Origin of the sequence: Sphingobium sp. AP49 (genome assembly GCF_000281715.2) — a bacterium.
GTDB lineage: Bacteria > Pseudomonadota > Alphaproteobacteria > Sphingomonadales > Sphingomonadaceae > Sphingobium.
In genome coordinates this window covers 1404869-1419691 of record NZ_CP124576.1, presented here as the reverse complement: position 1 = coordinate 1419691, position 14823 = coordinate 1404869, and the positions used below count along the sequence as shown (strand labels likewise).

At 63.2% G+C, this 14823-nt stretch carries 15 protein-coding genes; 2 read left to right on the top strand and 13 right to left on the bottom strand.

The window, feature by feature from the left end; all coding sequences use genetic code 11:
* Positions 1-4: 4 nt before the first annotated feature.
* The 11 genes from PMI04_RS06920 to rpsB form a co-directional block, all read right to left on the bottom strand.
* Positions 5-670 (bottom strand): OmpH family outer membrane protein, encoded by a 666-nt coding sequence (locus PMI04_RS06920; RefSeq protein WP_007709946.1) that lies wholly within the window; start codon positions 668-670, stop codon positions 5-7.
* On the bottom strand, positions 670-3330 hold the full coding sequence (bamA, locus tag PMI04_RS06915) for an outer membrane protein assembly factor BamA (protein ID WP_037486413.1): 2661 nt from the start codon (positions 3328-3330) through the stop codon (positions 670-672). Before bamA ends, PMI04_RS06920 begins: the two co-directional genes overlap by 1 nt.
* Before the next feature lie 88 nt (positions 3331-3418).
* Positions 3419-4552, bottom strand: coding sequence for an RIP metalloprotease RseP (rseP, locus tag PMI04_RS06910; RefSeq protein ID WP_007709940.1), 1134 nt, complete (start codon positions 4550-4552; stop codon positions 3419-3421).
* Positions 4549-5706, bottom strand: a complete 1158-nt coding sequence (locus PMI04_RS06905) for a 1-deoxy-D-xylulose-5-phosphate reductoisomerase (protein WP_007709938.1) — start codon at positions 5704-5706, stop codon at positions 4549-4551. Before PMI04_RS06905 ends, rseP begins: the two co-directional genes overlap by 4 nt.
* Positions 5706-6482 (bottom strand): phosphatidate cytidylyltransferase, encoded by a 777-nt coding sequence (locus tag PMI04_RS06900; protein ID WP_007709937.1) that lies wholly within the window; start codon positions 6480-6482, stop codon positions 5706-5708. Before PMI04_RS06900 ends, PMI04_RS06905 begins: the two co-directional genes overlap by 1 nt.
* A 5-nt stretch (positions 6483-6487) precedes the next feature.
* A complete protein-coding gene (locus tag PMI04_RS06895; RefSeq protein ID WP_007709936.1) occupies positions 6488-7228 on the bottom strand; it encodes an isoprenyl transferase in 741 nt (246 codons plus the stop codon).
* A gap of 43 nt (positions 7229-7271) precedes the next feature.
* Positions 7272-7829 (bottom strand): ribosome recycling factor, encoded by a 558-nt coding sequence (frr, locus tag PMI04_RS06890; RefSeq protein WP_007709935.1) that lies wholly within the window; start codon positions 7827-7829, stop codon positions 7272-7274.
* Between the two features lie 3 nt (positions 7830-7832).
* Positions 7833-8558, bottom strand: a complete 726-nt coding sequence (gene pyrH, locus PMI04_RS06885; protein WP_007709934.1) for a UMP kinase — start codon at positions 8556-8558, stop codon at positions 7833-7835.
* 103 nt (positions 8559-8661) lie between these two features.
* Positions 8662-9435 (bottom strand): AAA family ATPase, encoded by a 774-nt coding sequence (locus tag PMI04_RS06880; RefSeq protein ID WP_007709933.1) that lies wholly within the window; start codon positions 9433-9435, stop codon positions 8662-8664.
* A gap of 98 nt (positions 9436-9533) precedes the next feature.
* Entirely contained in the window at positions 9534-10460 is a 927-nt protein-coding gene (gene tsf, locus PMI04_RS06875; RefSeq protein WP_007709932.1) for a translation elongation factor Ts, read from the bottom strand.
* A gap of 112 nt (positions 10461-10572) precedes the next feature.
* Positions 10573-11331, bottom strand: coding sequence for a 30S ribosomal protein S2 (gene rpsB / locus PMI04_RS06870; protein ID WP_007709931.1), 759 nt, complete (start codon positions 11329-11331; stop codon positions 10573-10575).
* 256 nt (positions 11332-11587) lie between these two features.
* Here rpsB and PMI04_RS06865 point away from each other — a divergent pair, with 256 nt between their 5' ends.
* Positions 11588-11809 carry a hypothetical protein gene (locus PMI04_RS06865; protein WP_007709929.1) on the top strand — a complete coding sequence of 74 codons (222 nt, stop codon included), beginning with the start codon at positions 11588-11590 and terminating at the stop codon, positions 11807-11809.
* Between the two features lie 14 nt (positions 11810-11823).
* Here the strand turns inward: PMI04_RS06865 and PMI04_RS06860 are convergent, their stop codons facing one another.
* The gene (locus PMI04_RS06860) at positions 11824-12594 is read right to left on the bottom strand and encodes a phosphatidylcholine/phosphatidylserine synthase (RefSeq protein WP_037486411.1); all 771 of its coding nucleotides are present in this window, start codon (positions 12592-12594) and stop codon (positions 11824-11826) included.
* Positions 12591-13325 carry a phosphatidylserine decarboxylase gene (locus PMI04_RS06855; protein ID WP_007709923.1) on the bottom strand — a complete coding sequence of 245 codons (735 nt, stop codon included), beginning with the start codon at positions 13323-13325 and terminating at the stop codon, positions 12591-12593. Before PMI04_RS06855 ends, PMI04_RS06860 begins: the two co-directional genes overlap by 4 nt.
* Before the next feature lie 204 nt (positions 13326-13529).
* Here PMI04_RS06855 and PMI04_RS06850 point away from each other — a divergent pair, with 204 nt between their 5' ends.
* A complete protein-coding gene (locus PMI04_RS06850; protein WP_007709919.1) occupies positions 13530-14750 on the top strand; it encodes an NADP-dependent isocitrate dehydrogenase in 1221 nt (406 codons plus the stop codon).
* The last annotated feature ends 73 nt before the right edge of the window (positions 14751-14823 follow it).

Genomic DNA, 14823 nt, shown 5'->3' with positions numbered 1-14823 from the left:
CGTATCAGCGCGACTTGGGCGCCTGCGCCGGATTGGCCGGAGCGGGCGCAGCAGCGGCAGGCGCTGCGGCCTGGCCCTGACGGCCCGGCTGCCAGCCAGCCGGCGGCGTGATGCCGACGCTGGGCACCAGCGCGTTGAGTTCGGTCACCACGGCCGCAGTGATATCCACGGTCGGCTGGTAGGACACGGTCGCTTCGGGGCTGAGGACCAGGTCGACCTTCGCCTTGGTCATCGCCGCCTTCAGCGCATCCGACAGCTTTGCGGTGATCTGTTCCTCGACATAGGCGTTGGCGAGCGCGATCGGCTGGCCCAGACGCTGCAGTTCGGCCTGTGCGGTCTGCTGCGACTGCTGGAACTGCTGATACTGGGTCTCGATCGCCGGGGTCGGCTTGCCGCCGGCCGCCTTCAGCGCGGCCTGCAGTGCGTCGCCCTTGGTCTTGAGATCGGCGTCGATCGCGGTCTTGCGCGCGGTGAAGCTGTCGATCTGCGCCTTGTAGGTCGTCTGGATCTGGGTGCGTGCGGTCGAATAGGCCGCGCTGGTGGCGACGGCACGCTGCAGATCGACGACGGCGATGCCCTGCTTGGACTGGGCGACGGCCGGCGCGGCGGTCAGTGCGAGCGCGGTAACAGGCGCGATGCCGAGCGCCAGAGCCTTGATAATCGTCTTCATCAGAATTGAGTCCCTACGTTGAAGGTGATGAGTTTTGCGTCGTCCCCTGGTTCCTTGAGCAGGGCCTTGGCGATGTCGATACGGAACGGGCCGAAGGGCGAGTTCCAGTTCACGCCAACGCCCACGGAGACACGCGGAGAGAGCGTGTCGCCATAATATTGTTCTTCGAACATTCCGGTCTTGGTGTCGTAGCCGGCCGGACAGACCGGACTTTTCGCTGTGCCCGTAGCCTTAACGGTAGTGAGTACGCCGGTCGTGTCCGAGCAGTAGCCCGGGAAACCGCCGGGGCCACCAACCAGGCTGGGATTTTTGAGGCCAGCGACAGCGCCGATATCAGCAAATATCGACGGGCGCAGACCCATTTCGCGCGCACCCGACCCCAGCGGAATCTCCATTTCGGCGCGAGCCATATAATACATGCGGCCGCCCAGCGCGTCGTCGGAGACGTTGTTGTTGCCGTTCTGACGCACATAGCTGGTGTTGCCGGCGGTATCCGTCTGCGGGACCAGATAATAGCGCTTCACGCGCGGGCCGACGCCGCGAATGTCGAAGCCGCGGATCTGTGGTTCGCCCAGGAAGAAGCGGTCGGTCAGGCGGATCGGATCGACCTCCTCGCCGGTGCTGTCGTAGCGCGTGCCTTCCAGGCTGTGGATGTAGCCGCCCTCGGCCTGGAGCGAGAAGATGAAGCCACTGCCCAGCGCCCAATATTTGGAGCCGTTGATCCGGGTACGGATATATTTGACGTCGCCGCCCAGGCCGGCAAAATCCTGGCTGAGGACGAGATTGTTGCCGCGCGTCGGACGCAGGCGATTGTCGCGGGTGTCGTAGATCAGCGAGTAGCCGATCGACGAGGTGGTGCGCTTGCCGATGGCATCGCAGAGATAACGGCCGGCCAGCAGCGGATCGCACTCGATATCGCCGTCACCGTCGGTATCCGAATAATAGGTATCCTTGTCGAGCGTCACATCGTCGAAGTTGAGCGTGTAGCGCAGCGCCATCGAGATATATTCGGTGATCGGCACACCGGCGCGGATCTGGAAGCCGGTCGTCGTCTGCTGATAGGTGGTGTCGCGATCATTGCCGCTGCCGACATAGCGGAAGCTGTTGAGATCGCGGCGATAGATGTCACCGCCCAGCGCGATATTCTTGTCGAGGAAATAGGGTTCGGTAAAGCCCACCTCGACCGACTTGGAATAGGCCGAATAATTGACCGAGGTCCGCAGTTCCTGGCCCTTGCCACGGAAATTGCGCTGGGTGATCGATGCCGAGATGATGAAGCGTTCCAGCGACGAATAACCAGCCGAAAGCGAGAGTTCGCCGGTCGATTTTTCCTGGATGTTGGTTTCAAGCACGATGCGGTCGGGCGCGGAACCCGGCTTCTGCTCGATGTCCAGCTTCTCCTGGAAGAAGCCGAGCGAGTTGATGCGGTCCTTCGAGCGCTTGACGAGGAAGCTGTTGAAGGCATCGCCTTCGGCCAGGCGGAATTCGCGACGGACCACCTTGTCCTGGGTCAGCGTGTTGCCGTTGATGTCGACCCGTTCGACATAGACGCGCGGGGCGTTGGCGATGCGGAAGTTAATCCCCATCGTCAGGTCTTCCTTCGACCGGTTGAAGTCGGGCTGGACCTCGGCAAAGGCATAGCCGAACAGGCCAGCGGTCTCGCTCAGCGTGTCGACCGTATCCTCGACCTGCTTGGCATTGTACCAGTCGCCCTTGTGCATCGGCAGGCGCTTGGTCAGCGCGTCGCCCGACAGGTCACGAATGTCGGATTCGACCTTCACGTCACCAAATTTATAGCGATCGCCCTCTTCGACCACATAGGTGATGATGAAGTCCTGCTTGTCGGGCGTCAGCTCCGCAACGGCCGAGATCACGCGGAAATCGGCATAGCCTTCGGTCAGGTAGAATTGGCGCAGCTTCTGCTGGTCATAGGCCAGGCGATCAGGATCATAGCTGGTACCCGACGAAAAGACGCGGAACCAGCGCGACTGCTTGGTCACCATCTGGCTGCGCAGGTCGCCGTCCTTGAACTTCTCGTTGCCGATGATGTTGATCTGGCGGACCTTGGACTTGGGGCCTTCCGAAATCTCGAACACAATATCGACCCGGTTCTGGTCCAGCTGGACCATCTTTGGCTCGACCGTCGCGGCAAAGCGGCCCTGCCGGCGATACAGCTCGATGATGCGGGCGACATCGGCGCGCACCTTGGACCGGGTATAAATCTGGCGTGGGGCCAGCTTAATTTCGGGCCGAATCTTGTCTTCCTTGAGACGCTTATTACCTTCAAGGACGATACGATTGATGACCGGGTTTTCCTTCACCTCGACCGTCAGAGATCCGCCGTCGTTGCGAATCTGAACGTCGGCGAACAGTTCGGTCTCATACAGGTCGCGCAGCGCCTGATCGAGGCTTTCCTGGGTGAAGGACTGGCCGACGCGGAGCTTGGTGTAGGACATCACCGTGTCCTGCTCCAGGCGCTGGGTGCCGGTAACGGTGATCGAACGGATCGTGCCCGAGGGTGCCACCGTGGCGGCCGGGGCGACAACGGGTGCGGCGGGAGGCGCGGCATTTTGCGCCGCTGCGGGCACCGCAAGGCCGGCGATCATCGTCGTTGCCAACAGGGCTGCGACAATCGGACGCTGCCCCTTGCTGCTCTTCATCGCTGTCACCCGCTCACCTCAAAAAAGTAAAAAACTGTTTCGCCAGAAATAGACGGCGCCGAACCGCGCCTTCCCTGCCCGATGCGGCTCAGCCGATCAAGCCGGACAGCCGCTCCCACAATCCGAAAGACGACAAATCGTTGAAAGTCACCAGCAACATCACGGTCATCAGCAGCGCCAGGCCGGACCGATAGGCCCAGTCCTGCACCTGTGCGCTGACCGGCCTGCGCTGCACCGCCTCGACCCCGTAAAAGAGCAGGTGCCCGCCATCCAGCATCGGAATTGGCAAGAGGTTGATGAACCCCAAGTTAATCGAGATGAGGGCGACGAAGAAGATGAAGCTTTCCAGCCCCAGCGTCGCGGCCTGCCCGGAGACCTGGGCGATCTTGAGCGGCCCGCCAAGTTCCTTGACCGAGCGATCGCCGCCGATCACCTGACCCAGCGTTTCCACCATGGTACGAATGATCTGGCCGGTGCGTTCGACTGCGACGACGGGCGCACGCAGCAGGCTGACCGGCTCGATCACCGGCTTGCCCGGTGCCAGTCCCAGACGCCCGATGCGGAACTTGTTGCCGAAACCATCATCCTCGCTGACCGCGCCGACATGGCCCTGCTTCTCGATCACCTGCCCCTTGCGGTCCAGCAGGATCGTCACCGGCTCGCCGGGGCGGATCTGGGCATAAAGGCGAATATCGTCGAAGGTGTGCATCGCTCGCCCGTTGAGCGAGACGATACGGTCGCCCGGCTGGATACCGGCGGCGGCGGCGGCGCTGCCGGGCTGGACCATACCCGCCACCGCCGGCGTGCGGCTTTCGCCATGCAGGAAGGCGAAGGCGGCCAGGATCAGGATGGCAAAGAGGAAATTGATCGCGGGGCCGGCGGCGACGATCGCCGCACGCTGCCAGAGCGGCTTGGCCGGAAAGCTCTCGCTGCGGTCCTGCACCGACATTTCCAGCCATTTGGGATCGGTCTGGCTGGCAGCGTTCATATCGCCCTTGAAGCGAACATAGCCGCCCAGCGGCAGCGCCGCGAGCCGCCAGCGCGTCCCCCGCTTATCGACCCAGGCGAAAATTTCCGGTCCAAAGCCGATCGAAAAGGCTTCCGCCTTCACGCCGCACCAGCGCCCGACCAGATAATGACCCAGTTCGTGCACGAAGACGAGCGGCCCGATGACCGCCACGAAAGCGACAATGGTCAACAGGAAACCGGGATTGTGGATCAAACCGTCAATCTTTCCATCACTTCGCCTGCCATAATCCGCGCCGTTGCGTCGGCATGCAGGACATCGTCCATCGATGCAGGCACCGGCGCGCTATAGCGGTTCAGAACATCCTCCACAATCATGGCGATATCAAGGAAGCCGATGCGCCCGGCAAGGAAGGCCGCCACAGCGACTTCGTTGGCGGCATTGAGGATGGCGGCAGACGCATCCGCCGCCTGCGCAGCGGCGCGCGCCAGCCGCAGCGCCGGGAAACGCCGGTCATCGGGAAGTTCAAAATCGAGCCGCCCGATCCGGGCCAGGTCCAGCGGCTGACAGGGGGTGGCGATTCGCGCGGGCCAGGCGAGCGCATGGGCGATCGGGATGCGCATGTCCGGCGAGCCGAGCTGCGCAAGGGTGGAACGATCGCGATATTCGACCATCGAATGGATCACCGACTGGGGGTGGACCAAGATCTCGATCCGATCGAGCCCGATCGGGAAGAGATGGGCCGCCTCGATCAGTTCGAGCCCCTTGTTCATCATCGTCGCGCTGTCGACGCTGATCTTGGCCCCCATCGACCAGTTGGGATGGGCGACCGCCTGCGCCGGGGTGATGGCGCGCATATCCTCATAACCAAGGGTACGGAACGGGCCGCCACTGGCGGTCAGGGTGATGCGCGCGACATCATCCAGACGACTGCCGGCCAGGCACTGGAAGATCGCATTATGCTCGCTATCGACCGGCAACAGCGTCGCCCCCGATGCGCTCGCCGCCTGCATCATCAGCGCGCCCGCCGAGACCAGCGATTCCTTGTTGGCGAGCGCAACGGTGCCGCCCGCTTCGAGCGCGGCGATGGTCGGCTTGAGCCCGGCGCAGCCGACAATCGCCGCCATCGTCCAGTCCGCCCCGGCCGAGGCAGCGTCGACCAGCGCGTCGACGCCAGCGGCTGGCTCGACACTCGATCCGGCCAGCGCATCCTTGAGCGCGCCATATTGCGCTTCATCAGCCACCACCGCGATCCGGGCGCCAACCGAACGGGCAGCGGCGGCCAGCCCGGCGACATCGCGATGGGCGGTCAGCGCGACGACTTCATAGGCTTCGGGTTCACGGCCGATCAGGTCGAGCGTCGACATGCCGACGGAACCGGTCGCGCCAAAAATGGACACGGTGCGCATCAGGCGCCAGCCAGCACCAGATAGAGCAGCGCCGCGAGCGGCGCAGCCGCGACCACGCCATCGAGCCGGTCCATCACCCCGCCATGGCCGGGCAGGAGCTTGCCACTGTCCTTGACCCCGGCGCGGCGCTTCATCGCGCTTTCGAGCAGGTCGCCCAGTTGCGCCGCCACCGCGAGCAGGCCGCTGGCCGCCGCCAGTTGGATCGGCAGGTCGGCAAAACGATAGAGCAGGAAGCCGGTCAGCAGCGCGGCGAGCACGCCGCCGCCAAGGCCCGACCATGTCTTGGACGGGCTGATGCGCGGCGCCAGCTTCGGACCGCCGATCGAGCGACCGGCGAAATAGGCGCCGATATCGGTCGCCCAGACCAGCCCCAATGCCCAGAAGGCGAGCAGCAGGCCATGGCCGTCGGGCTGCTGCCCGCGCAGATACAGCAGCGCCATGACCGGCACGCAGATATAGAAAATCCCCAGCGCCAGCTTGAGCGAGCGACCGGCGAGCAGGGTGAAGAAGAAGGCCGCCATCGTCAGCGCGAAGCCCAGCCAGGACACGCCCGCCGCGAGCGGGCAGAGAATCGCCAACGGCACCGACACCGCATACATCGCCAGCTGCCGATGCTCGCGCGGCGCCCCGGTCAGATCGCCCCATTCGCCCTGCATCAACACGCCCGCGATCGCCAGCAGCATCCAGAAGAAAAAGCCGCCAAAGATCAGCGCACCGGCCGCGAGCGCGATCAGGCCAAGACCGACGATGGTGCGGGTACGCAATTCGCTTGCCATATCAATCACAGTCCGCCGAAACGGCGGTCCCTCAGGCGGAAAGCGTCGAGCGCCTCGGCCAGTGCGCGGCCGTCGAAATCGGGCCAGAGCGTGTCGGTGAAATAGAGTTCCGCATAGGCCGCCTGCCACAGCATGAAATTGCTGAGCCGATGCTCCCCCGAGGTGCGGATAAGGAGATCCAGCGGAGGCAGATCCGCCGTGTCCAGTTCAGCATCGATCGCGTCGACGCCAATGTCCTGGGCCGCCAGTTCGCCACGCGCCACCCGTTCGGCCAGGCGCTGCGCAGCCCGCACCATCTCGTCCTGCGCGCCATAGTTGAGCGCGATCGCGATAACCGGGCCGCTGTTCGCCGCCGTGCGCACCATCGCCCGATCGATCAGGTCCACCAACACCGGATCAAGCGCACGATAATTGCCGATCACCCGCAGCCGCACACCATTGGCGTGAAACTCGTCAATGTCCGACTGGATGAAATGGCGCAGCAGCCCCATCAGGTCTGCCACCTCGGTTGCCGGACGCTTCCAGTTTTCCGAGGAAAAGGCATAGAGCGTCAGGCATTCCAGGCCAATATCCTGGGCGGCACGCGCGACGCGGCGCACCGCCTCCACGCCGGCGCGGTGACCTGCGATGCGCGGCAACAGCCGCTTCTTCGCCCAGCGACCATTGCCGTCCATGATGATGGCAACGTGGCGCGCACCATGGGCAGGCGCCGCGCTGGTAAGATCGGGCTTGGCTTGTGTGGCCATCAGATAGGAATGCGTGCTTCGGCCGCGAAAGGAAAGCCCCGGCTTACTGGCCGAGGATTTCCTTTTCCTTGGCCGAAGCGGCCGCATCGATGTCCGCGATCGTGCTGTCGGTCAGCTTCTGGACCTCGGTTTCCAGGCGCTTGCGCTCGTCCTCGCTGATTTCGCCCTTCTTCTCGTCGGTCTTCAGGCTGTCCATACCGTCGCGGCGGACGTTGCGGACGGCAACTCGGGCACCTTCGGCATATTTGCTGGCGAGCTTGGCCAGTTCCTTGCGGCGCTCCTCGGTCAGATCGGGAATCGGCAGGCGCAGCGTCTGTCCATCGACGATCGGGTTGAGACCCAGGCCCGCCGAACGAATCGCCTTGTCGACCGGCCCGACATTGGTCTTGTCCCAGACCTGGACCGACAGCATGCGCGGCTCGGGCGCCGACACGGTAGCAACCTGGTTCAGCGGCATGTTGGCACCATAGACGGTGACCATGACGGGATCGAGCAGCTGGACATTGGCACGGCCGGTGCGCAGTCCGGTCAGATCGCCCTTGAGCGCTTCGATCGCGCCGGCCATGCGGCGTTCGAGGTCAGACTTGTCATATTGGGCCATTTTTCAGCGCTCCTGATTTTGCACGATCGTCGCGACACCCTGGCCTTCCAGCACCTTGGCAAGGTTGCCTTCCTCGCGGATGTTGAACACGACGATGGGAATATGATTTTCACGGCACAGCGCGATCGCGCTGGCATCCATGACCTTGAGATTATCGGTCAGCACCTGGTCGAAGCTGATCTCTTCATAGCGGGTGGCGTCGGCCACCTTCTTGGGATCGGCGTCATAGATGCCATCGACACTGGTGCCCTTGAACAGCGCGTCGCAGTTCATTTCCGCCGCGCGCAGGGCCGCCGTGGTGTCGGTGGTGAAGAAGGGGTTGCCGGTGCCGGCCGCGAAGATGACGATCCGGCCCTTTTCCATGTGCCGCACGGCCTTGCGCCGAATATAGGGCTCGCACACCGATGCCATCGGGATGGCTGACTGGACGCGGGTGTCGCAACCGATCTTTTCCAGCGCATTCTGCACGGCAAGTGCGTTCATGACGGTCGCAAGCATGCCCATATAGTCGGCACTGGTACGATCGAAGCCCTTGGCCGCGCCGGCCAGGCCGCGGAAGATATTGCCGCCGCCGACGACCACGCACAGCTCGAAACCCGCATCCTTCGCGGCGGCGATCTCACCCGCGACACGATCGACGGTCTCGGGATCGATGCCGAACTGGCCCGATCCCATCAGCACCTCGCCCGACAGTTTCAGCAGGATACGCTTGAAGGCTGGCCGGGTCATGTGGGGCAAGAATCCTTTATTGGGCGGGGGAAAGCGGCCGGGACATTAGAGGCGCGAAACCGGGATGCCAAGGGGCGTTTGTGCGATGATGCTCCAACGAACCTCACTCAATCATCGCTTCGACCGTTTCCTGTGGATAGAGCATGAATTCGCGGTAGAGTCGGAAGTGCGGCGTATCCTCCAGAGCGACGGGCCTGACGCCATAACTATCGACATGCCACAAGTCAGCGTCCGGCAGTGCCATCAGGATAGGCGAGTGGGTCGCCATGATGACCTGCGCATTGTCAGCACGCTGAATTCGGCGCAGCAGCTTCAGAAACTCGAATTGACGTTGCGGCGAGAGGGCAGATTCTGGCTCATCTAATATGAAGAGACCCTGCCGCTCCATACGTTCCGCAAAGAAATCGAAAAATCCCTCACCATGGGACGCACGCAAATATTGAGGACCGACAGCCCCCACGTCGACGGCCACCTCATCCAGATAGCGCGCCACGGAGAAGAAAGTCTCCGCCCGGAAGAACCAGCCCTGCTTCACCTGCGGCAACCATGCACCGCGCAAATGCGCGGCCAGCGCGCCAGCATCGCGGCCGGATGCTGGCGCATCATCCACCGCTCGCATCCCCTGCGCACCGCCGGAATCGCTAAACCCTGCCAGTTTGGCGATCGCCTCGAGCAGGGTCGATTTGCCGGTCCCATTTTCGCCAACCAGAATCGTTACCGGCCTGGAAAAATGGAAATCCAAGCCGCCGTTGCGAATGACGGGAACGTTGAAGGGATAATGCCCCCAGTCGGGCGCCCGATCAGGATCGTCGTCCCTCAGCCAGACGCGCTTCAGATATGGCGGCGGCAGCGATGTCGTGCGTTGCTTCGATCCCATGACACATCACGATAGCGAACACATGCTCGCCCGCAAGCGAAACAGAAAAAGGGCGCCCCGCAGGACGCCCCTTCCCTTTGCTTGCGCTCGATCGGCGATCAGACGCCGGCGGCGGCAGCCACTTCGGCGGCGAAGTCGCTGACTTCCTTCTCGATGCCCTCGCCCAGCTGGAAGCGGACATAGGACTTGAGGGTGATCGACTTGCCGGCATCCTTGGCTGCCTTGGCAACGACGTCGGCGACCGGGGTCTTGTTGTCCATCACGAACAGCTGCGAGAGCAGAGCCTGTTCCTTGGCGAACTTCGCGACGGCACCGTCGACCATCTTGGCAACGATTTCGGCGGGCTTGCCGGATTCAGCGGCCTTTTCAGTCGCGATCGCGCGCTCACGCTCCAGCAGGGCCGGATCGATGTCGTCAGCCGACAGGGCCAGCGGGAAGGCTGCGGCGATGTGCATGGCCAGCTGCTTGCCCAGCGGCTCCAGCACGTCAGCAGGCGCATCGCCTTCGAGCGCAACGAGCACGCCGATCTTGCCGAGGCCCGGAGCAGCCGCGTTGTGCACGTAGGGCACAACGACGCCTTCGGTCACTTCGACATGGGCGACGCGACGCAGATTCTGGTTCTCGCCGATGGTGGCGATGTTGGCGACCAGCTTCTCGCTGATGGTGCCGCCGGCGGGGTGAGCCTGGCCAGCCAGCGCTTCTGCGTCAGCAGCGCCCGATTCCAGCGCGACGGTCGACACGGTACGGACGAAGTCCTGGAACTGGTCGTTCTTGGCAACGAAGTCGGTTTCGCTGTTCACTTCGACGGCGACGCCCTTGGTGCCGGCGACGGCAACGCCGACCAGACCTTCAGCGGCGGTGCGGCTCGACTTCTTCTGGGCGGCGGCCAGACCCTTGGCACGCAGCCAGTCGGTTGCCGCTTCGATGTCGCCATTGGCTTCGGTGAGGGCCTTCTTGCAGTCCATCATGCCCGCGCCCGAACGGTCGCGCAGTTCCTTGACGGCAGCAGCGGTAATCTCGGCCATGTTGAGGCTCCTAAATTCAAAGGGGTTAAATAAGCAGGTCTTAGATAAGCACTAGGGCGCGTTCCTTCTGGAGCGCGCCCTAGCCTGTCAACTTTGCAGTCGTGCGACGCGCTTAGGCTTCGGCGGCGACTTCTTCAGCCAGCGGCTCGTCCAGAGCGCCCAGATCGATGCCCGAAGCCTGCTGCGCACCACGGTTGCCCTTGGTGGCGGCGGCGGCGATGGCGTCGCAGTAGAGGCGGATGGCGCGGCTGGCGTCATCGTTCGCGGGAACCGGGAAGGCAATGCCGTCGGGCGAGACGTTCGAATCGAGGATGGCAACAACCGGGATACCCAGGGTGTTGGCTTCCTTGATCGCCAGCTCTTCCTTGTTGGCGTCGATCACGAACATGACATCGGGGATGCCGTTCATGTCACGGATGCCGCCCAGCGACAGTTCCAGCTTCTCGCGCTCGCGGGTCATCTGGAGGACTTCCTTCTTGGTGAAGCCGTGGGTATCGCCCGACAGCTTTTCCTCAAGGGTCTTCAGGCGCTTGATCGAGCCCGAAATGGTCTTCCAGTTGGTGAGCATACCGCCCAGCCAGCGATGGTTGACGAAGTGCTGGCCCGACTTGCGAGCGGCTTCGGCGATCGGATCCTGGGCCTGGCGCTTGGTGCCGACGAACAGAACCTTGCCGCCGCCGGCGACGGTGGCCGACACGAAGTCGAGAGCGCGCGCGAAGAGCGGCACGGTCTGCGACAGGTCAAGGATGTGGATGCCGTTGCGGTCGCCGAAGATGTACGGCTTCATCCGCGGGTTCCAGCGGTGGGTCTGGTGGCCGAAGTGGGCGCCAGCCTCGATCAATTGCTGCATGGTGACGACGGGAGTCGCCATAATATTTCTCCTTCCGGTTGCTACCTCTGGGAATCAGGAACCTTGGAGCGCCTCTAAGACGCCGCCGGCACCGGATATGTCGATTCCCATGTGGAATGGGCGCGCCTTTACCTGCCCCGACCCAATTGCGCAAGGGGTTGACTCGCCCTCAAAACGAGAACATAAAGTGAACAAGTGGAACAAACACGGTAAAAGCCCGTTTGCATCGGCATAGTGCGCCTAAGTGTGCAAATGGCAAGATAGAAAGTCAGCGGCCATGTTCACCATTGTTGCAGCGACCATTTTCTCCGCCGCCTTCCTGCTGGCGGCCGCTACCATCACCTGGATGTTCGCCCTTTACCATCAGAAGATGGTGGCCGCCCTGTTGTTCGAGCCGATCCCACAGACCCCGCCGGTCTATCATATCCGGATCCGGCGGAACCGCGCGCACCAGCCAGCGCGCGCCACCCCCCTGCCCGGCGGCATCCTCGCCGCCTGAACAGGGCGCCAGCCTCAAATGGTGGCAGGCGGCTTGCGCACCTTGGCGTAGGACAGGATGCCGAACGGGATCAGCAACACATAGACGCCGCAGATCAGCAACAGGGTCAGCCAGGGCTGGGTTGCAAGCGCGGCGGCCAGCAAGCCGACAAGCGCGATCAGTTCCAGCCGGATGCGCTTGCGTAGCCGCAACGCCGACCAGCTATAGGTGGCGATGTTGGAGATCATCAGGAAAGCGACGAAGGCAGTCCAGGGCGCGACCACATACCAGGCGCGGAAAATCTCCTCGCCGCTTACCAGCCACAGATAGAGCGGCACGAAGGTGAGCCCCGCGCCGGCCGGCGCCGGCACGCCGGTCAGGAAACCGGCCGATTTGTGCGGCTGTTCCTCGACATCGATATTGGCGTTGAAGCGCGCCAGGCGCAGTGCGCAGGACAGCGCATGGGCCAGTGCGAAGATCCAGCCGAATTTCGGCATGGCGTGCAGCGACCAGAGATAGAGGATCAGCGCGGGCGCGACGCCGAAGGCGATCGAATCGGACAGCGAATCCAGTTCGGCACCAAATCGGCTTTCGCCCCGCAGCAACCGGGCGATCCGGCCGTCAAGGCCATCGAGCACGCCAGCGAACAGGATGGACAATACCGCCCGTTCCCAATCACCTGATATGCCATAGCGCACGCCGGTCAGGCCGAAGCAGAGCGCCATCGCCGTCACCGCATTGGGCGCCAGCATGCGCAGCGTGATGCCGCGCCGTAGCCCGCGCGGAACGGCGCGACGCTGCCTCACTGCTGGATGCCCGCGATGACGCGGCGATCGCCGATCTGCCCCAGGATCGTCTCGCCCGCGACGGTGCGCTGGCCCAGGATCACGCGCGGCGCGACGCCGACGGGCAGATAGACATCGACACGGCTGCCGAAGCGGATGAGGCCGATGCGCTGGCCGGCCGCGACCATGTCGCCCGGCTTCACAAAGGGTACGATGCGGCGCGCGACCAGGCCGGCGATCTGGGTAAAGCCGATGCGCAGCCCGTCATGCCGTTCGACCAGAATATGCTGGCGCTCATTATCCTCGCTCGCCTTGTCGAGATCGGCGTTGAGGAACTTGCCCGAAATATAGGTGACCGCCTTTACCGTACCACCGATCGGCGTGCGGTTGATATGGACGTCGAATACGCTCATGAAGATCGAGACGCGGATCATCGGCTGGTCGCCCAGACCGTCCGGGCCGGCCATTTCACGCGGCGGGGGCACGCGCTGGATCAAGGTCACCAGGCCATCGGCCGGGGCGATGATCGCACCTTCATCCTGCGGCACGGCGCGGATCGGATCGCGGAAGAAGGCCAGCACCCAGATGGTGACCATCAGCATCAGCCAGCCGAGAATTTCCCAGCCCATCACGAAGAACAGGCCGGTGATCGCCGCCGCGATCGCGCCGAACTTCACCCCCTCGGGATGGACCGAAGGGAAGCGCCATTTGACATTGCCGCCTGCGGCAATCGTGATCTCGTCATTTTCCATGGGCACCGTCTTTAGGGGGAGACATTGATCCTGACAACGACGATCCCGGCCCTTCGCTCCCCGTACGCACAGGCTTCGCACAACAGTCTTGCGCATGCCTCGCATGATCGGCCGTAAAACCGGTGGTCGAAGGTTGAACATTGGCGCCGCTTTGCCTAGGGCGTCCCCATAATTCCACCCAAGAGAAGAAGGCGAATAGGCGCTATGGCGAAGATCAAGGTGAAAAACCCCGTCGTGGAAATCGACGGCGACGAAATGACCCGCATCATCTGGGAATGGATCCGTGAGCGTCTGATCAAGCCCTATCTCGACATCGATCTGAAATATTACGATCTTTCGGTCGAGAAGCGCGACGAGACCAACGACCAGATCACCGTCGACTGCGCCAACGCGATCAAGCAATATGGCGTCGGCGTGAAGTGCGCCACCATCACCCCGGACGAAGCGCGCGTCGAGGAATTCAACCTCAAGCAGATGTGGCGCTCGCCCAACGGCACGATCCGTAACATCCTGGGCGGCGTCGTGTTCCGCGAGCCGATCGTCATCAAGAATGTCCCCCGCCTGGTGCCGGGCTGGACCGACCCGATCGTCATCGGCCGCCATGCCTTTGGCGACCAGTATAAGGCGACCGACTTCGTCGTCCCCAGCGCCGGCAAGCTGCGCATGATCTGGGACGGCGAAAATGGCGAGAAGATCGAGAAGGACGTGTTCGACTTCCCCTCGGCCGGCGTTGCCATGGGCATGTACAATCTCGACGATTCGATCCGCGATTTCGCCCGCGCCAGCATGAACTATGCGCTCGACCGTGGATGGCCGCTGTACCTGTCGACCAAGAACACCATCCTCAAGGCCTATGACGGCCGCTTCAAGGACCTGTTCCAGGAAGTGTTCGACGCCGAATTCGCCGAAGCGTTCAAGGCCAAGGGCATCATCTACGAACATCGCCTGATCGACGACATGGTCGCATCGGCGCTGAAGTGGAGCGGCAAGTTCGTCTGGGCGTGCAAGAATTATGACGGCGACGTCCAGTCCGACACCGTGGCCCAGGGCTTCGGCTCGCTCGGCCTGATGACCTCCGTCCTGCTCTCGCCCGACGGCAAGACCGTGGAAGCCGAAGCCGCGCACGGCACCGTCACCCGTCACTATCGCCAGCACCAGCAGGGCAAGGCGACCTCGACCAACCCGATCGCCTCGATCTTCGCCTGGACCCAGGGCCTGTCGTTCCGCGGCAAGTTCGACGGCACCCCCGAAGTCACCAAGTTCGCCGAGACGCTGGAGCAGGTCTGCATCAAGACCGTCGAGAGCGGCGCGATGACCAAGGATCTGGCGCTGCTGATCGGCCCGGAACAGGCCTGGATGACCACGGAGCAGTTCTTCGAGCAGATCCGCGTCAACCTGGAAGCCGAAATGGCCAAGTGGGCCTGATAAGGGCCTTCTGCCGGAACTGATCGCTTCCTGAAGCTTTCAATACGGAAACGGAACGAGGCGGCGCCGCATC